This window comes from Arthrobacter sp. efr-133-R2A-63, assembly GCF_030209795.1.
In the GTDB taxonomy this organism is placed as follows: Bacteria; Actinomycetota; Actinomycetes; order Actinomycetales; family Micrococcaceae; genus Arthrobacter; species Arthrobacter bambusae_A.
In genome coordinates this window covers 72635-91219 of the sequence record NZ_JARVRG010000031.1, presented here as the reverse complement: position 1 = coordinate 91219, position 18585 = coordinate 72635, and the positions used below count along the sequence as shown (strand labels likewise).

At 63.6% G+C, this 18585-nt stretch carries 17 protein-coding genes; 7 read left to right on the top strand and 10 right to left on the bottom strand.

Features of this window, described 5'->3' with window-relative positions; translation table 11 throughout:
• Positions 1-37: 37 nt before the first annotated feature.
• The 5 genes from QRN45_RS17590 to QRN45_RS17570 all read right to left on the bottom strand — a co-directional run bounded on the left by QRN45_RS17590 (position 38) and on the right by QRN45_RS17570 (position 6784).
• The gene (locus tag QRN45_RS17590; RefSeq protein ID WP_241710194.1) at positions 38-1798 is read right to left on the bottom strand and encodes an MFS transporter; all 1761 of its coding nucleotides are present in this window, start codon (positions 1796-1798) and stop codon (positions 38-40) included.
• A gap of 204 nt (positions 1799-2002) precedes the next feature.
• Positions 2003-3073: an alkene reductase gene (locus QRN45_RS17585; protein ID WP_241710193.1), complete on the bottom strand. Its 1071-nt coding sequence runs from the start codon at positions 3071-3073 to the stop codon at positions 2003-2005.
• Positions 3074-3225: 152 nt separating this feature from the next.
• The gene (locus tag QRN45_RS17580; protein WP_284764164.1) at positions 3226-4113 is read right to left on the bottom strand and encodes a hypothetical protein; all 888 of its coding nucleotides are present in this window, start codon (positions 4111-4113) and stop codon (positions 3226-3228) included.
• Positions 4114-4167: 54 nt separating this feature from the next.
• Positions 4168-4800 (bottom strand): DUF6318 family protein, encoded by a 633-nt coding sequence (locus tag QRN45_RS17575; protein ID WP_284764163.1) that lies wholly within the window; start codon positions 4798-4800, stop codon positions 4168-4170.
• 232 nt (positions 4801-5032) lie between these two features.
• Positions 5033-6784: a purine-cytosine permease family protein gene (locus tag QRN45_RS17570; RefSeq protein ID WP_284764162.1), complete on the bottom strand. Its 1752-nt coding sequence runs from the start codon at positions 6782-6784 to the stop codon at positions 5033-5035.
• A 218-nt stretch (positions 6785-7002) separates the two neighbouring features.
• On the opposite strand from QRN45_RS17570, the gene bioB reads away from it, so the two are divergent.
• From bioB to QRN45_RS17545, 6 genes are read left to right on the top strand one after another with little or no spacing between them, the layout of a single operon-like run.
• A complete protein-coding gene (bioB, locus tag QRN45_RS17565; protein WP_284764161.1) occupies positions 7003-8031 on the top strand; it encodes a biotin synthase BioB in 1029 nt (342 codons plus the stop codon).
• On the top strand, positions 8028-8225 hold the full coding sequence (gene bsaP, locus QRN45_RS21030; protein WP_078106145.1) for a biotin synthase auxiliary protein BsaP: 198 nt from the start codon (positions 8028-8030) through the stop codon (positions 8223-8225). Before bioB ends, bsaP begins: the two co-directional genes overlap by 4 nt.
• Entirely contained in the window at positions 8222-9547 is a 1326-nt protein-coding gene (locus tag QRN45_RS17560) for an adenosylmethionine--8-amino-7-oxononanoate transaminase (RefSeq protein ID WP_284764160.1), read from the top strand. Before bsaP ends, QRN45_RS17560 begins: the two co-directional genes overlap by 4 nt.
• A gap of 8 nt (positions 9548-9555) precedes the next feature.
• Positions 9556-10719 (top strand): 8-amino-7-oxononanoate synthase, encoded by a 1164-nt coding sequence (locus tag QRN45_RS17555; RefSeq protein ID WP_502870730.1) that lies wholly within the window; start codon positions 9556-9558, stop codon positions 10717-10719.
• Entirely contained in the window at positions 10716-11396 is a 681-nt protein-coding gene (gene bioD / locus QRN45_RS17550; protein ID WP_241710186.1) for a dethiobiotin synthase, read from the top strand. The genes QRN45_RS17555 and bioD overlap by 4 nt, the downstream gene beginning before the upstream one ends.
• A complete protein-coding gene (locus QRN45_RS17545) occupies positions 11393-12496 on the top strand; it encodes a cytochrome P450 (RefSeq protein WP_284764158.1) in 1104 nt (367 codons plus the stop codon). The genes bioD and QRN45_RS17545 overlap by 4 nt, the downstream gene beginning before the upstream one ends.
• On the opposite strand, the gene QRN45_RS17540 is transcribed toward QRN45_RS17545, so the two are convergent.
• Entirely contained in the window at positions 12480-12737 is a 258-nt protein-coding gene (locus QRN45_RS17540) for a hypothetical protein (RefSeq protein ID WP_284764157.1), read from the bottom strand. The genes QRN45_RS17545 and QRN45_RS17540 overlap by 17 nt on opposite strands.
• A 2-nt stretch (positions 12738-12739) precedes the next feature.
• Positions 12740-14008, bottom strand: a complete 1269-nt coding sequence (locus tag QRN45_RS17535; protein WP_284764156.1) for a glycosyltransferase family 2 protein — start codon at positions 14006-14008, stop codon at positions 12740-12742.
• 333 nt (positions 14009-14341) lie between these two features.
• Between QRN45_RS17535 and QRN45_RS17530 the strand changes: the two genes are divergently transcribed.
• Positions 14342-14809, top strand: a complete 468-nt coding sequence (locus QRN45_RS17530; RefSeq protein ID WP_078106150.1) for a very short patch repair endonuclease — start codon at positions 14342-14344, stop codon at positions 14807-14809.
• On the opposite strand, the gene QRN45_RS21025 is transcribed toward QRN45_RS17530, so the two are convergent.
• From QRN45_RS21025 to QRN45_RS17515, 3 genes are all read right to left on the bottom strand, one after another.
• A complete protein-coding gene (locus tag QRN45_RS21025) occupies positions 14751-14903 on the bottom strand; it encodes a PLDc N-terminal domain-containing protein (protein ID WP_502870729.1) in 153 nt (50 codons plus the stop codon). The two genes, QRN45_RS17530 and QRN45_RS21025, sit on opposite strands and share 59 nt — an antisense overlap.
• A gap of 156 nt (positions 14904-15059) precedes the next feature.
• Positions 15060-16250, bottom strand: coding sequence for a 5-methylcytosine restriction system specificity protein McrC (locus QRN45_RS17520; protein WP_241710207.1), 1191 nt, complete (start codon positions 16248-16250; stop codon positions 15060-15062).
• Between the two features lie 91 nt (positions 16251-16341).
• Positions 16342-18576, bottom strand: a complete 2235-nt coding sequence (locus tag QRN45_RS17515; protein WP_241710181.1) for an McrB family protein — start codon at positions 18574-18576, stop codon at positions 16342-16344.
• Positions 18577-18585 lie beyond the last annotated feature (9 nt).

Sequence of the window (18585 nt, the reverse complement as noted above, 5' to 3'; positions counted from 1 at the left end):
TGTCGTTATGAGGGCTGAAAACGACAACAAATGCGAGTCAGTTGGGTGATGCCTGCCGCTCAGCTGCCTCGGCCCTACCCGGAAGTTCCTTGTACTCATACTTGCCGCCGCGCAGGGCCGAGGCGAAGGCGGCCACCAGGCACGCGGCGATGGCAAAGGCGAACGCGACGGCCAACCCTTCGGCGAACGGGCCTGAAATCAGGCTCGGGAAGAAGGAGCGGCCCGTCAGGAAGGCCGCGTCTTTGGCCGGGAGGGCGTTCAGCACTTTCGGTCCGAGCAGTGTTTGGACCGGGTTGTAGCCCAGCAAAGAGGAGAACAGCACAGAGACCGGCGGCAATTGGGCGACTTTGGCGGCGTCCGCGGCAGCCACCCCGTGCGCCATCAAGCCTGAGGTCAGCGTCTGCGGCAGCGTCCGGGCCAGCCCGGTGATCATGAGCGAAAAGAAGATGCCGATGGAGAGCACCATGGCCGAGTTTTGGAATGTGGTGCTCATGCCCGCACCCACGCCGCGGCGGTTGGGCGGCAGCGCGTTCATGATGCCGGCCCGGTTGGGTGCGGCGAACAGTCCCATGCCCAAGCCGTTGACCAACAACGCCAGCGAGAACGGCAAATAACCGAAGTTCACCGGCAGCACCAGCAGCCACAGGAAGCTGGCCGCTGCCACCACCATGCCCAAGGTGGCCAGGAGCCTGGCCCCGTGGCGGTCTGAGAGCCAGCCAGATACGGGTCCCGCGATCAGGAACCCCGCAGTGAGGGGCAGCATGTAGATCCCGGCCCAGAGCGGCGTGATTTCGAAGCTATAACCGTGCTGGGGAAGCCAGATCCCTTGCAACCAGATGATCAGGATGAACATCAGGCCGCCCCTGCCGATGCCGGACATCAGGGAGGCCAGGTTTCCAGCGGTGAAGGCACGGATACGGAACAGTGCCAGATGGAACATGGGCTCCTCTATCCTCATCTCCACCCAGCAGAACACTGCCAGCACCGCGGCTCCTCCTATCAGCGCCGTGAGCACCCATGGGTTGGTCCAGCCCATGGTGTTGCCGCCATACGGTTGGATGCCGTAGGTGATGCCTACCAACACTGCGATCAGACCCACCGCAAACGTCGCGTTGCCCCACCAGTCCAGTTTGGCCGGCTGCCTGATCCCGGTGTCGTGCAGGCTCAGGTAGGCCCAGACGGTGCCCGCCAACCCCACCGGCACGGAGACAAGGAACACGAGCCTCCAGTCCAGCGGACCCAGGAGCCCGCCGATGATGAGGCCCAGAAAGGACCCTGCGATACCAGCAACCTGGTTCAGGCCCAATGCCAGTCCGCGCTGATTGACCTCGAAGACGTCGGTGATGATGGCTGTGGAATTGGCCATCAGCATCGCGCCGCCGATGCCCTGGAGGACACGCATGATGATCAGCCAGAGGACGCCCGAGGTGCCGGAAAGCCACGTGAGGGACAGCAGCACCGAGAACACGGTGAAGATGGCGAAGCCGGCGTTGTACATTTTCACCCTGCCGTACATGTCGCCGAGCCGCCCAAAGGTAACGACCAACACCGCTGTGACCACCATGTAGCCCATGACCAGCCACAACAGCATGCTCGTGTTGCCGGGGGCCAGTGGATCGACGTGGATGCCACGGAAAATGTCAGGCAGGGCGATCAGCATGATGGAGGAATTGATGGTCGCCATCAGCACACCCAACGTGGCGTTGACCAGTACGGTCCATTTGTAGTGCGGGCTGGCAATCGCTTGCGCGATACGGGCCTGACGGCCGCCCCTGACAAACTGGGTCTTCGTTGCCATGACAACCACCCCTTCCCCGGCCGGGGCCGCTTCGGGATTGTTACTTCACTAAAAACCCTAAACCCGAATTCGGCACTGGGAACCGCCCAAGGGCGACTACTTTGTTTCTCCCTGGGCGTCGGGTGCCGGCAGGCGGTGGCCGAGAAGGGTTAAACCGCGACGGCGGCACCTTTCGCAGGTGCCGCCGTCGGGGTCTCGGGTGTCCTAGTTGGCGTAGAACGGGTAGTCGGTGTACCCCTTGGCGCCTTCGCCGTAGAACGTGGACGGATCCGGTTCGTTCAGCGGGAGGCCTTCACGCCACCTGCGCGCAAGGTCCGGGTTGGCGATAGCTGGGCGGCCAACCACCACGGCGTCGGCGTGACCGTCGGCCACGAGTGCCAGGGCCTCATCCCGCGTGGTCACTACGCCGAAACCGGTGTTCACAAGGAACGTGCCGTTGAAGCGCTCGCGCAGGTCCTGGACGAGCTCACCCTTGGGATCATGGTGGAGGATGCTGAGGTAGGCGAGGTTGAGCGAGGCGATGGTGTCGACCAGGACTTCATAGGTGGCGCGGACATCGGCGGGGTCGGTCTCGGCGATCCCCTGGACCGAGTGCTCCGGGGAAATCCGGATGCCGACCCTGTTGGCGCCCAGCGCTTCCACCACCGCGTTGACGGTCTCGATCACGAAGCGTGCACGGTTTTCCGGGGAGCCGCCATAGCTGTCAGTGCGGACGTTGCTGTTGGGGGCCAGGAATTCATGCAGCAGGTAGCCATTCGCCGAGTGGAGCTCGACGCCGTCGAATCCTGCCTCGACGGCGTTCCGGGATGCTGTGACGATTTCCTGGATTACCGAGGGAAGTTCATCGGTGCTCAGTTCGCGGGGCACGGGGTACGGCTTCTTGCCGTTCGGGGTGCGGACTTCGCCGTCGATGGCCACGGCACTGGGTGCCACGATCTCGTGGCCGCCGGTGATGTCCGCGTGGGAAACGCGGCCTCCGTGCATGACCTGGGCGAAAATCCGGCCGCCCTCGGCATGGACGGCGTCGGTCACCTTTTTCCAGCCCGCGAGCTGTTCCTCCGTGACGAGGCCGGGCTGCCCGGGGTAGGACTGGCCTGCGGGCGTCGGGTAGGTGCCCTCGCTAACGATCAGCCCGAGGGAAGCACGCTGCCGGTAGTGTTCCACAACCAGCGGGCCGGGAACACCCTCGGCGCCCGAACGGAGGCGGGTCAGCGGCGCCATGACCAAGCGGTTGGGAAGTTCAATCTCGCCGAGAGTCAAAGGGGAAAACAACATGGGCAGTGCCTTTCAAACGGGAACAGGTCCACTGGCGGCAACTGCCACGCGCCTGCAACTATTCCTGTTGAGACTCGGATCACACGACGGCGGCACCCCGCCTTCCGCGGACGGGCACCGTGCCGCCGTCGAAGGCGTGTTTCCCAGCTGTCCTAGGGAACGCCCGGGCAGCCCTCGCCTCGTGGGTTCACGATGCAATTGTCGGCGTAGTTGCGCGTTATCGACCGCCAGACACTCACCCTCTGCGACGGCGACGCAAACTGTCCGGTGCCTGGAATCGGCATGTCCGGGCCACCATTCACGGAGTAGGTGCCGCGGAAGGTGGTGGTCACGGACACCTGAAAGTCACCGGTCTGTTGATACACGTGGCTTGTTCTCGTCTTTTGGCCCCATTCCGCCTCCGGAAGCGGGCCGCCAGCAAACGGTGTTGGCCCGAGACTGTTGCCGTCCCCGTAGCCATAGGTGTACTCCACGGGAGTTGCGACTATGTGGACTCGCTGGCCGAGGATCGTCACATCGAATTGCTGCTCAACGGCGTTCGCGAAGATGTTGGTTTCAGCGCCTTTGAGTGTGTGCGGGCTTGGCTGGGTGGCCAAGTCCGCCGCTTTGACGGGAAGGTTGCGGAAGTCGCTCTCAATTCTCGCCGCGATCCTGGGCAGGACGTCCTCTGGCTTTTGGTCGTACAGGCAAGATGGGCCGTTGTTTCCCGATTTCCAGTCAGTCCACGTGGGATTCGAAACCGCTTTAGGCGCGACCTTCCAGATCACCGGCGTTCCAGGCTTCTCACCGGGCTCGCGGGGCGGGCATCGCACCTGCCCGGGTAGGCACTTCTTGTCCAAGGCATTGTCGTCTACCTGGCATTGAAGCTCTGCTTTGTATTGGTTGGGGTCGTCGCTGAGGTGGTTTAGAGGGGCGGACATAAATTCGCCGGTTTCGGGGTCACGGATCCATCTGGCCGTGACTTCGATCCCACCTTGTTGGTAGCCCGAAGATACGCGGTCGTCACTACTCGCCGCCGCCGGCGCGGCGGAAGTGACCAATATGGCATTCAGTGCAATTGCCAAAATTATCAAGTTCCGCGGATTCATTCCGCACTACCGAAGCAATCCGAGGTCTTTGACCTTCCAAGAACCTGACTCGAAAGCAGCAATCATGCCTGATGCGCTGTTCGATAGCGGCGTTGACGGCTGCCCCACGCTCCCATCCGCATCGTAGTAGTCAATCTGGCTTTGGATCGTCTGAATCGTCACTTGCTGAGAAAGCGCCTCGGATTTGAAATTTACTTCAACCGACGGAGTTGTCATCTTCCCACCGACAACCCATCGTCCTTTTACATATGCGGACTCGAGACCCTGTTTGATTCGATTGCAGAAGACGCACTCTGCGGATGTCATGGCCGACCAAACGGCCATGTCCCCAGTCTCATAGGCATACGAAAGCGCCTGGAACCAGTACCTAGCGAACGCCTCCACGCCTTCCTTGCTGTTCGCCTTCGCGGCCTCCGGCAACACGGGAACCGGCACGTTCTCGGCCTTCCCCTTGGCGTCCGCGGGTCTATAAACAGCCGTCGGGGTCGGAGAGGGCGTAGCCGTGGCACTGGCTGAAACAGAGACTGTCGGTGACGCAGACTGCGGCTGGGTGCTGTTCCCACACGCAGTCAGCGTCAACACCGTTGCAAGGCTGCCAATAATGAAAGAGCGAGCAGAAACCGAGGTGCGTGGAGTCATGGTTTGCTATCCCCAAATAGTTTTCAAGACTAAACGTTTCCCAAAATGGTAGCTCACTTCCCTATCTTGGCGGGAAAGTTATCCACAGGCCCCGGTTCACTACCCCGCATCGCTTCACCAGCGAGGCGTGACACAACAAGCACAACGAGGACAAACCAAAGGCCCCGACGACGGGACCGCGGCCAGGCCGCCCATCCGTCGTCGAGGCCTATGGGACCTGTCGAACTCCCGCCTACCTTTGAGCCGGCAGGACCAACTCCCCCGACTTATCGGTCGACAAGGCGAGCGAAGAGATGAACTGCGGCTCGCCGTCGGGCCCGTCCTGGGCAGAGCGGACCATGTCCGGACGCTCGAACTCCAGGCCCGTCACGTGGCACAAAAGCTTGGCGTCGCTCGGGTTGCCGTCGGCGTCGAACATGGGCAGATCGATACCGTCGTGGCCACGGCGCAGGTAATACTTTCCGCGAGTCAGGAGAGCCAGCACCGGCGGCAGCACGAGAGCCAGTCCGACGGCGAAAATCGGCGAGTATGGCTGGACAGCCGAACCGAAGGCACCGAAGAACACGGCAATCGACACAGTGGCCGAAACCAGCATCGAGATGAAGCCCACCGGGTTAATGGCGTAAAGCATGCCGCGGCGGAACTCGGGAACCTTCGGCGAAACCTTGAGCAAATATTTGTTGATGGCGATATCGGACGCCACCGTAACCACCCACGCCATGGCGCAATTCGCGTAGAAACCAAGAATGGTGTTCAGGAACTCGAACATATTCGCTTCCATCAGCACGAGCGCAATCACCAGGTTCACCACTACGAAAACCATCCGGCCCGGATAGCTCTTGGTGACACGCGTGAAGCTGTTGGTCCACGCGAGCGAACCGGAGTAGGCGTTGGTCACGTTGATCTTGATTTGCGAAATGACAACGAGCACCACGGCCAAGGTCATCGCCAGCCAGGCCGGCATCATTTCCTGGTACACGCCAAGGAATTGGTGCACCGGCTCGTTGGCATGCGCGGAGGCGGCCGGATCCAAGGTCGCGATCAGGTAAATGGCAATGAACATGCCCACGATCTGCTTGATCGCGCCGAAGATCACCCAGCCCGGACCGGCCAGGATCACGGCTCGCCACCACGCGACCCTATTCTCCGCTGTCTTGGGCGGCATGAAGCGCAAGTAGTCAATCTGTTCCGCGATCTGCGCCATGAGCGACAGGCAGACACCCGCGGCCAGCATCACGGAGGCCAGGTTGGTGCCTTCAGCGCCGGATTTGCCCGTGAACGCGAAGAATTCCCCGATGCTGTCCGGGTGCGAAATCACCAAATACCCCACGGGAACCACCATGAGCAGGAGCCACAACGGGGTGGTCCACACCTGCAGCTTGGACAGGGCCTTCATCCCGTAAATCACCAAGGGAATGACAAGAAGCGTGGACGCCGCATAACCGAGCCACTGCGGAATCCCCAGCCCAAGTTCCAGCCCTTGCGCCATGATGGAACTCTCGAGCGCGAAGAAGATGAACGTGAACGTCGCGAAAATAACGTTGGTGACCACCGAGCCGTAATAGCCGAATCCGGAACCCCTCGTGATGAGGTCAAGATCAATGTTGTACCGGGCAGCGTAGTAAGCCAAAGGAAATCCGGTGGCGAAAATGACCACCGCCGCCACCACAATTCCGAGAATCGCATTAACGGTACCGTAAGAAATACCGATGTTCGCCCCGATGGAGAAATCAGCCAAATAGGCAATTCCGCCCAGGGCACTTGTTGCCACCACGCCCGCACCCCACTTGCGGTAGGACCGTGGCGCGAACCTGAGGGTGTAGTCCTCCAGGCTCTCCTTCGCTGCGCTCAACGCGTCGGCGTTGCCCGCCGTGCGGCTCCCGGCGCCTAGCGCCTCGGAAGGTTCGACGACGGCGGTTCCTCCTGGGGAGCCACCCGCCGTCGGTGGTTCAAGCACTTGTGTTGTCTTCGAATCGTCAGTCATCCCCGCAACTTTCCTCGTCTGGACATCGCCCTTGACGCTATCGGCGGCATGAAACGACCGAGTCTCCACGATGTTTCCGCGCTGTAACTTATCCAGCGAGTCGGCCGCCAAGATTGCAGCTCCGGGTTTGTGGACGTCCAACAAAATCACCTCCCCACAAGCCCGTTACCGTCATGAAGGAACGCACCATCCCCTGCAAGTAGCGGCCGAGGAGCATCATGACCACCCAGCCAAACCCAAGGCTTACGTCCACCTATCCGATTCTGGAAACAGCCCGCGAGCAAGTCCTCGCGGACGGCGAAGGCCTCAGCGAATCCCAGCTGCTCGAGATCCTGGAGCTCCCGGACGAGGCCATCCCTGAGGCCCTGCAGCTTGCCCACGAGGTCCGCTTGGAGCACTGCGGCGAGGACGTCGAAGTGGAGGGAATCATCTCCATCAAGACCGGAGGATGCCCTGAGGACTGCCATTTCTGCAGCCAATCGGGATTGTTCGACAGCCCGGTCCGGGGCGTCTGGCTCGACATCCCGGAGCTCGTGAAGGCCGCCAAGGAAACGGCTGCCACCGGGGCCACCGAGTTCTGCATCGTCGCAGCCGTCCGAGGACCGGACATCAAGCTCATGAACCAGATCAAGTTCGCGATCGACCGCATCAACGCGGAAGTGGACATCAACATCGCCTGCTCCTTGGGCATGCTCACCCAGCGTCAAGTGGACCAGCTCGCCGCGTGGGGCGTCCACCGCTACAACCACAACCTCGAAACAGCACGCAGCTTCTTCCCCGAAGTCGTCACCACCCACACTTACGAGGAACGTCTCGACACCTGCAACATGGTCAAGGCGGCCGGTATGGAGCTCTGCTGCGGTGCGCTGATCGGCATGGGCGAAACCACCGCCCAGCGAGCCGAACTCGCCAGCCAGCTAGCAGCCCTCGAACCCCACGAAGTCCCGCTGAACTTCCTCAATCCGCGCCCCGGGACTCCCCTCGAGAACCAAGGAATCATGGACGGCAAGGACGCCCTCCGCGCCATCGCAGCGTTCCGCCTCGCCATGCCACGGACCGTGCTGCGTTACGCCGGCGGACGGGAACTGACCCTGGGCGATCTCGGCACGCGCGAAGGCCTCATGGGCGGGATCAACGCGGTCATTGTCGGCAACTACCTGACCACCCTGGGCCGTCCCGCCGATGCGGACCTCGACCTCCTCGTCGAGCTGAACATGCCCATCAAGGAACTCCAGAAGTCGCTGTGAGCACCAACGTCACGGATAGTTACTGCGGTCTGTGCGGCGAGCGCCCGACGTCGGACGCTCACCAAAGCTGCCAGCAGCGCCTGGCGATGGAGCCCCCACGCTATTGCGCCCAATGCCGTCGCCGCATGAAAGTCCAGGTCACGCCGCTCGGCTGGACCGCGGAATGCTCGCGCCACGGCCGGGTCACGCCATGAGCCTCATCCAGCGTGACGTCATCCAGCGCGACAGGGCAAGCCTTTGGCATCCGTACGCTCCGGTGTCGGTGACGCTGCCGTTGTGGGAAGTCGAAGACGCCGACGGCGTGACGCTGCGGCTCCGCGACGAAACCGGCCGACGCCATGAGGTGCTCGACGCCATGTCCTCCTGGTGGGCAGTCATCCACGGCTACCGGAACCCTGTCCTGGACACCGCGGCGAAGCGCCAACTAGAAACATTCAGCCATGTGATGTTCGGCGGCCTCACCCATGAACCCGCAGTCGAACTGGCCGAACGGCTGGTTGCCATGGCTCCTTCCGCGGCGGATCGGCCACGGTTGGAGCGGGTCTTCCTGGCGGATTCGGGATCGGTGTCCGTCGAGGTGGCGCTCAAACTGGCGGTGCAGTTCCAAACGGCTTCGGGGTTCCCCAAGAGGCAACGGTTCCTCAGCATCCGCGGCGGCTACCACGGCGATACCTTCGCGGCGATGGGCGTCTGCGACCCCGTGGACGGCATGCATTCGGCGTTCCCCGGGCTGCTCGCTGCCAATGTTTTCGCTGCGCGGCCACCCGCCGTGGGCGCGCCACCCGGGGAAATCGCGGAATGGCAGGCGCACGTCGAGCAGCTGGCGGAGGAACACACCAACGAACTGGCCGCGATCATCGTGGAGCCGGTGCTTCAAGGCGCCGGCGGTATGTTCGTTTACGCCGCCCAATGCCTGCGCATCCTCCGCGACATCGCCGACCGGCACGGGATCCTCCTGATCCTCGACGAGATCGCCACGGGCTTCGGCCGCACAGGCGAGCTGTTCGCCGCGGAACACGCCGGGATCGTTCCGGACGTCATGTGCGTCGGCAAAGCCCTCACCGGTGGCTACGTCACGCTCGCCGCGACGCTCTGTACAGGCGAGGTTGCGGCCCGCGTCTCGAGCGGCGGTGCGGGTGCGCTGCTACACGGGCCCACGTTCATGGGCAATCCGCTCGCGTGTTCAGTGGCCAATGCGAGTTTGGGCATTCTCGACGACGGCACGTGGCGCAGGGATGTGGCCCGGATCGGCTCGGGCCTCGCGGCTGGCCTCGAAGCCGCCAATGCGCTCGACGCCGTCAAGGAGGTCCGCACGATCGGCGCCGTCGGCGTCCTCGAGTTGAACACGGACGTGGACGTCGCCGCCGTGACGAGTGCCGCCGTCGGGCGCGGAGTGTGGCTGCGGCCATTCCGGAACCTTGTTTACGCGATGCCGCCCTACATCAGTACCGCCGACGAGGTCCGGCGGATGGGCGAAGGCACGGTGGCGGCCGTGGCCGAGGTGCACGGCCCATGAGCAGGTCCATGACCGCGTGGTTGGAACAGCAGGCCGCGGTCCGCGAGCGCCGGGGCCTCGTCCGGACGCCCATGACGCGCCTCGGTGGGGACCCGGGAGTGGATCTGGCCAGCAACGACTATCTTGGCCTCGCGACGGATCCGAGGCTGGCAGAAGCTGCCCGGGAAGCGATCGGCCGTTGGGGTACCGGTGCCACGTCGTCTCGGCTGGTTGCCGGAACCACTGCGCTGCACCTGGAACTCGAGTCCGGGCTCGCGGACCTGACAGGCATGGAATCAGCGTTGGTCTTCTCGTCCGGATACTTGGCGAATCTGGGAGTCACGACGGCGCTCGGCGGACCCGGGACCCTCATCGTTGCCGACGAACATTGCCACGCTTCGCTCATTGACGGTTTCCGGCTGAGTCGTTCGAGGGTGGAAACGGTTCCGCACAACGATCTCGGCGCAACCGGGCACCAGCTGCGCACCCGCACTGAACCCCGGGCCTTGATCGCGGTCGAGTCCATCTACAGCGTCTTCGGGGACGCCGCCCCGCTCCCCCAGTTGCTGGCATTGGCCGAAGAGCACGACGCGATGCTCCTCGTGGATGAAGCCCACAGCCTCGGGGTGGCGGGCAACGGCGCGTTTCAGGGCCGCGGTTCGGTGGCCGGAACGGAACTTGCCGCCCACCCCAACGTGGTGCTGACCGCGACGCTTTCCAAGTCACTCGGTAGCCAAGGTGGAGCCGTCTTGGGCAGCGCGCTGCTCCGGGAACACCTCGTCAACAGGGCACGCAGCTTCATCTTCGACACAGGACTCGCGCCGTCGTCGGCTGCCGCTGCACTGGCCGCCGTCGGAATCATCCGTGCGGAACCTTGGCGCGCCGCGGCCGTCCACCGGAACGCTTCCAGCCTCACGGCGGGACTGATGCATTTTCTGCAGTGGAGGGGCACCGCCGTCGAACCCTTTCAACAGGCCGGTGCCGTGCAATCCATCCCCATGCGCTCCGGCGCTGCTGCCCAGGAGGCAAGCAAGGCCGCGCACAGGGCCGGGGTCCGCGTCGGCTGCTTCCGCCCGCCATCAGTTCCCGACGGCGTCTCCCGCCTCAGGCTGACGGCCCGCGCCACCCTGACGCCCCACGACATCGACTACGCGTGCGCGACGTTGCGCCGTATTTTGGAGGAAACGCCATGAGACTGCCACCAATAGTGCTGGTCACCGGGACAGACACCGGCGTCGGCAAAACGGTCACGACGGCGGCACTCGCGTCCGCCCTGCAGGCTGAGGGCCGGTCTGTGGCCGTGTACAAGCCGTGCCAGAGCGGAGCTGCTGTTGGCGACTCCGACTGCACCGAAATCGCCCGCTTGGCCGGACCGCTCACGGCCGAGGCCGGCGTCGTGCTTCAAGAACCCCTCGCCCCCGTGCCCGCAGCGGCGCTCGACAGAGTCGCTTTGCCGCCGCTGGCGGCACATGCCACGCGGGTCCGCGAACTCGCGAGCACCCATGACCACGTCCTCGTGGAGGGTTCCGGTGGACTTCTTGTGGAGCTAGACCACGACGGCGGCACGCTGGCGGATCTGGGCAGGCACCTTGGGCCGGATGCAGGCTTTGTTGTGGTTGCCCGTCCAGCCTTGGGAACCCTCAACCACACGGCACTCACCCTCGAAGCCCTGGAACGCAGGGACCTGGCCATCCGGGGCGTCGTTCTGGGGTCGTGGCCGGACGACCCGGGCGTGCTGGAACACGGCAACCGGGCGACACTTGGCGCGTCGCGGCCGCTCCTCGGAGTGATCCCGGAACGCGCCGCGGACCTTCCTCCGGTGACCTTCCGCGAAGCAAGCGCGCACTGGCTGAGCGGCGCCTGGTCATGAGTACCGCTTCTGCCAGCGCCCGGACATGTCCCTATATGGTGCTGCGGGACCCCGCGGCGGTGCGGGAGGTCCTGCACCGACCTGATGACTTCAGCCCGGCGAACGCCCTCATCGCTGTGACACCGTTGTCCGGACCGTCCTTGCGGGTCCTGCAGCGAGCCCGATTCGCATTGCCGCCCGTGCTGGCCAGCAACCATACCGATTCCCATGCCGGTATCCGGAAGGTGGTGGCCGGGTTCTTCACCCCCGCCACCGTAGGCGCTTTCGAGTCACGTATTCGCGGCATCGCGCGGGATGCGGCAGCGACGGCCGCCGGGCTGCTGAAGGCGGACGGGCGCGTGGATCTCGTCCATGCGGTGGCTGCGCACCCGCCGGCGATCGTGATGCTGGAGCTTTTGGGACTCCCGGTGCGGGATCTTGCGAAATTGAAGGCCTGGAGTTTGGACTCCCTGGAACTGTTCTGGGGTTGGCCGGATTCCGAGCGGCAACTGGAACTGGCCCACAGCGCCGCGGAGTTCTACGGCTGGCTCCGGGATCTCGTCCTCGAGGCCGTGGCCTCGCCAGGGCGGAATCTCTTCGGCTCCTTGGCGGAGCACGGTCTGAGCACTCCGGAAATCTGTTCCCTCGGGTACTTCTTGCTCATCGCGGGGCAGGAAACCACCACGCAGCTCATCAGCACGGCGCTATTCCGGCTTGCCGAGGGATCGGTCGGCTTTGCCTGGGACGACGCAGCTTCCGGCTCCACGGCCCGGGACCTCATCCGGCACGTCCTGGCCACGGAATCTTCCGTTCCAACGTGGCGCCGGATTGCCGCACGGGACACGATGTTCGACGGCGGGCACATACCGGCCGGTGCGGAAATCCTGCTGGAACTCACGGGCAACCACTCAGTGTCGGAGCAGGGCCTTACGTCCTACGGACTGGCCTTCGGCTCTGGCATCCACCGCTGCCTTGGTGCGAAACTCGCGGAGCTGGAGGCCGCCGTCGTCGTGCAGGAAACTGCGGCAGCGCTGCAAGGCGTTCGTTTGGCAGACCCGAACCCTGAGTGGTTACGCTTGCTGTCCTTCCAGGCACCGCGGACGGTCAGCGTCGGTTTTTGAGGAAGTCCATAGCTTCGTTCACGGCGGGGGCATCGGGATGGATGCTCCGGGTTTCCGATCGCTGATTCCGGGTGCGAACCCAATCGCCGGGGTGCACTTTCGGCAAGATCTTCGCGATGGCCAGCGCGCCATACATCAAAGTATTAATCGCTACGAAGGTCGCCAGAACGGCAAACCAATCGGAGTGCAGGATTCCTTCGGGAAGCAAGATTCCGGTAGGAATGGAAGCAAGAATAGCCATGATTACTGCGCCTTCGAGGTTTCGCCGCTTTGTGAATGGTTGAGGTGTTTCCAGGTGGCTTGCCGATCAAGGGAAATGTCGATGATTCCCTTGACATAAATCTCGTTGAGGAACATATCGAAGAACAATTCCGGAAAGAGCGTGGCTGCCAAAAGGCGTGCCCGCCAGCCACCCTTCCACACAGTGACAACCCGCTCGATCGAAAAGACGATCCCGATTCCCAGCCAGAACGGGAACCAGACCCAGTTATCCAGCGACAAAACCATCAAGAGGATCAGTAGCAGGTAGGCGCTGAGCGCAATCACCCCATATCCAATGCCGAATTGCTGCGCCCAGTATCGAAGCGTCTGGGGTGTTGCTCCGTAGGCCCCCAGGTTTTCCAGGGCACCCCGCTGCCAACGAAGCCGCTGAGCCCACAATGTGCGGAAATTCGGCATCAACTCGGTGACGACGGTGCACTGCATGGGGGAAATCATGAGGCCGCCGAGCGACTTCAAGGCAATCGTGAGCTCATTGTCCTCAGTCAAAGCTGCCGTATCGTAAACGTCTCCCTGAATTCCCGGAATCGACTCACCGCGACTCTGGGCAACAGTGCGCAGGGCCCGGGGGCGAAAGAGCGAGGCCGTGCCGGTCAGTACAAAAACGCGGCCACGCCGTCGTCCGATTTCACGGGAATACCGAATATATTCGTTGCGCTGGAACTGGCCGACAATTCCGTGCCCCTCCTCGCCGTAAAAGAGGCCACCCACGGCCATCAAGGCCCTGTCGTTGGTCATCCGCGAGACTGCGACCTCCAGGAAACCATCGTCAAGGCTGGTGTCCGCATCCATCACCATCACGACGTCGTTATCGCCTTGGCCAGGCAGCAGCCACTTCAGCGCTTGGTTGAGTGCGCCGGCCTTCTTTTTCGTATTGTTCACCGATTCGAACACCTCAACCCCGGCTTCGCGCGCAAGGGCTGCGGTTGCATCGGTGCAATTGTCGGCCACCACGATCACGCGTTCCGGACGATGCGATTGGGTCAAAAGGGAGGCAATGGTGGCCGGCAACGAAGCTTCTTCATTGTGTGCCGGAATCAAGACGGTCACCGTTACCGGGCCGGCGTACATACCGCGGGTTTCCGCCATGACGATTTTTGGCGCCAGCGGCGTCCGGGGATTGGCGGATCGGCGGGACCTGTTGGCAATGCGCCGCTCCAGCAAAGCCACTCCAGCGGACAGCAGAAGTGCAAAGGCGATGGCCGTCAAAATGACGCGGGGTTGCGGCGCCACGGAATCGTAGAGGACGCTCCAGACGCCAAGGACAATGCCCTCGGCCCGCGACTCGACTGCAGAATTCCCGGTTGACGCAATAGCGAACCACAAGAGAGCCGCCGCACCGCCAACTGTTACCGCTATAACGATGCCTACTAAACGCTGAAATATCCCTCGACTCACCGGCGAATGTTATCAGTCGTTCACCGCGGGAAGAATTCACGTTCTCGCGGGAGCCTGAAGATCAATCGAGCGAGGGTTTCGGATTTGGGCGCGATACGTGAGCGGGCGTTTCGGATTTGGGCGCGATACGTGAGCGGGCGTTTCAGGGGCGCTGCGTAGACTGAGGATATGGGCGAGAGCCGCGACCTGCTGACGCCTGAGCAACGCAGCCTGAACATGTCCAAGATCCGGGGCAAGAACACCAAGCCCGAGCTCTTGGTCCGTCGGCTCCTGCATGCCAAGGGTTACCGGTACCGGCTCCACGGCCGGGCCGCGGGCGGGAAGTTGCCCGGCAGCCCGGATCTCGTGTTTGCCGGCCGTCGCAAGGTGATTTTCGTGAACGGGTGCTTCTGGCACTTCCACGATTGCAAGGCAGGCCTGCACGCTCCGACGGCCAACGCGGACTTTTGGGAAGCCAAGCGCAACCGCACCCGGGAGCGCGACGCCGGGCAGCGCGAACTGCTGAGAGCCTCAGGATGGGAGGTTCTCACCGTGTGGGAATGCGAACTGCGGGACCGTTCGGCCTTGGAGAGTCAGCTCACGCAGTTCCTCGACGGCGGCCGAACAGGAAATAGCTCAGCGGCCCAAAGAAATTGATGAAGCTTGCGGCCCGCCATACGGCTTTGTTTCCCCTGATCTGGGCCGCGGGGGTCTTGGAAATGCTGCGTTGTGCCGCGATGAGCAACGCCATCTGTCCCGCACCCACCACAAGCACGCCTACCCGTTGCCCCGGAGTTATGTCCTTCCAGGACTTTTTCTTTTTCTTGCTGTGCATGGCGCCTCCATCTGCAGTGACTTGCCCTCTCAGGCTAGTCCGCCCGCCGCCTGGACGGAACACGCAGGCACCTCACCGTCGCGCCTGGCGCACCACTTCTCCCCAGGACTGCTGGGCCAGGTCCGTGACGGCGGCAAGGATCTCCACCGGCGGGCGGGACAGGTCCAGGGGGTACTCCACAATGTCGATGTCCGTGTTGAGGATCCGCCGCAGCTTCATCTCCCCCTTGCCCGCGTAGACCAGCCACGCCGTGGGCACTTGCAAGGCCGTGCAGTAGGCCAGGAGTTGGTAGTGGTCCGCGTTCAACGATGCCCCGGAATCGGTAGCCGAGGCGTATTTGGAGTCGTACACCACCACGGGCCTGCCACCCAGGAAATGCACGGCGTCGGGGCGCACTGTGAGCCGGTCCGAATCCCGCACAGCTTCGTTGAGCGTCGCGCCGTATTGAAGCCGCATTTCACCGGGATGTGCCCGCATGGCCGCCCGCAAAGCCACGCCCACGAATTCTTCAAACACAGTGGACATGTCCACCACAAACGAGGCGGTCTGCTGCTTCCCCGCCCCCGCTTCGGCCGAGGCATTGCGCAGGATGAGCTCGGCCAAGCGCAGGACCGGGTGGTATCGGAGGTTCATGCGGTTGGCCTGCCACGTCGGGAGGGGCGCCCCGGACTGCAGCCGCGTGACGGCGTCGAGCTTTCCCTTGAGCTGCCGCAGGCGGCTCAGGACATCTTGCCGCACCCCGGGAACCTTGCCCATCCGCTCGAGGGCGGCCCGCAGGATGCGGTTTTCGGCGATGTCCTCGGTGAATTCGTCGTAGGAGACTTCAAGCGGAACCAGCATCCCGGGACGGCGCGAAATCTGGTCCGAGATCCGGATACGGCCCTTGACCGTCCGGAGGGACTCGTCCACGGTGAGATACCCCTGCAGCGGACCGCGGCTGAGGGCGCGCTCCGACAACTGGGCGAGTGACTCGGCGAGGGCGCTCCACAGGTCCTTGTGCTCGACGGCGGCCACCGAATCCTCGCGGAATCCCTGGTCCCCGGCGTAGCTAAGCAAGAAAAGCAGCCGGTTCAGGCCGAGGCGGTCCTTGGGCCGCACCTCGAACTGTACGGTCGGCGTCCGCACGGACCCCACCTTGCCCACCGGCTCGATGCGGTAAAGGCCCATCCCCATGGGCGAGGCCTTCGCGAGCCCACTCGAGTTGAGGAGGGCGGCTGTGTCCGGATCAAGCTTGTCCACGATCCCGCCGGAGAGCTCGTCCATGACGATGTGCCGCACCGTGGAAGCTTTCGGGAACGTGCGGACCGCTGGCTTTCCGGTACCCGGTGCGCGGGTAGGCCGCGGCGGCGCGGTCTTAGCGGACTGCAAGTCGACCCAACAACTGGTCCAGACCGAAGCGCTCCTCCAGCTGGGCCCGGTTCAATTGACCGTGGTAGTGCTCCTCAAGAAGCGGCATGAGTTCGTATTTCCAGATCCGGCGCAGCCCGGCAGGGTTCTGGGCCGCGTTCTTCATGAAGTAGGAGGGGCCGATCATCAAGTCCCGGTCCCAATCGTCGATGGAGTCGTTCAGGGCGTCCAGCAGGTCCGCGTTGAGGGTGTCCAGGCCGCGGGCCGTGAGGAACCGCCGGAGCGAACCGCGGATCGGTTCCACCTTGGGATGCAACTCGACAAACGCGAAGCGACGGCGGATCGCCGCGTCCATCATCGCGATGGAGCGGTCTGCCGTGTTCATGGTGCCGATGATGTAGAGGTTGTCCGGCAGGCTGAACGGTTCGTTGGGGCTGTACTGAAGGTAGATCCGGTCGTCGCGGTATTCCAGCAGGAAGTACAGCTCACCGAACACTTTCGCCAGGTTGGCGCGGTTCATCTCGTCGATGATGAGGAAGTACGGCTTGTTGGAGTTCCCGGGCTTCGCGGCCTCTTCGGCGAGGCGGCGGAGCGGCCCGGCGACGAGCTTGAACGACACCTGGCCGTCGTCGGTCTTGTCCGGCCGGTACCCCTCGAAGAAGTCCTCGTACGCGTAGGACGGGTGGAACTGGACCAGCTTGACGCGCTCATCGGTGCTGTCGCCAGCGAGCTCGGCCGCCAAATGCTTCGCGAGGTAGGTCTTTCCCGTTCCCGGAGGGCCGTAGAGCACCAGTTGGCGGTTCTCCTCGAGGAGTTCGGCGATCTCCTTGAGCGGCTCGAGCTCCATGTGGAGGGAAGCCGCGAACTCTTCGGTGAGGGGGCGGAACCCTTCAATGACGGGCTCGACGACGGCGTCCGGGGCGGCGGCTTCCTCGCCGTCGGACTCGGCTTCGGCGGGCAGGAGGGACTGCAGCGACTGGATGACCCTGGTGACGTCCACGACGATCCCCGACGTGGAGAGTTGGCGCTGGACGTGCCGCGGAGCCTCGGCGATCGGGTGGGTCTCATCAAACCAACGCACTTTGCGGCGGAGCCGGCGGTTGTCCTCGTTGTGTTCCGGCTCGCCCAGGACCACGCCGATCCTGATGGCTCCGGAGTTCTGGAAAAGGGCGAGGTCGCCGGGCTTCATCACGGTCAGGAACGCGAAAACAGCGGTCTTGGTGTCCTCCCGCTCCACGTAGCCAAGGTGCTTGTAGTCCTCGTCCACGGCATGCTGCACCAGGCCAGCTGTCACGCCCGGGGTGAGTTCGCGGAGGTGCTCGACGTCGAGTGTCGCCTTTTCCTCGTCCCGCCACGCGGCGAGAAGCTCTGCAGAGTCTTGGTGCGTGCGCAGCAGCCACGCACGCCGGCCGGGATCTCCCACTTTGCGCCACTGGCTCACGAGCTGGCGGTCGTACCAATCGATGCGCTGGCCCGCCTGTTCATCCAAGTACAGCCGGATGCGGTTGACGTCCGCGGTGATGTCGATTTCCGTTTCGCCGTGCGCGCCGCCAACGAGTGAGGCGAAAGCGTCCCGGATTTCGCGCCGCTCGACGTCGGCAACCACTGGTTCGAAGTAGCTGGGCCACGCCAGGTATTCGATGCTGCGCCGGATGGCCGGCTGGTCCTCGGGGGTCGCCGCGGCGAGTTCGTGGAATTTCAGCGGGTCTTTGAGGGCCTTGGTGATACTCGCGTTGGACTGGCCATCGATGTGGGCCACGAAGCGGCACAGCCAGGTCAGGTGGTCCCAGATGGTCCAGTTGAATTCCGCGGTCCGGTCACGGATGACGCCGTGATCGGTCATGCCCTTGTACAACTCCTTGGGGAGCTGTAGCTCGGGATCGAGCCAGGACGCGGCTTCGGCCACGCGGGCGCGCTTGACCTTGAGCGATTTGACCTCGTGCGCGAGGGGCAAGGACTGCAGGAAGAGGAGTTCGACGGCGAGCAGCTTGGCCTCGCGTGATGCCCCTTCAAGGTTTTGGCGCAGGTTGGTCATCATGGGTGCCTTGGCATCTCCGACGCCGCGTTCCAAGCGCTCCAGGAGCTCGCTGGCGGCGTCCACTGTCCAAGTGCGGGTGCTGCCGTCGAGCGCCGAGGCTTTGCCTTGCAGCCCCGGGCCCAGCACGAACCAGGCCGCATCTTCGATCTCCTTGGAGATACCGGGGGCACGGGTCAGTGGGGTTTTGGTGGAGGGAGTCACCATGCCAACTTA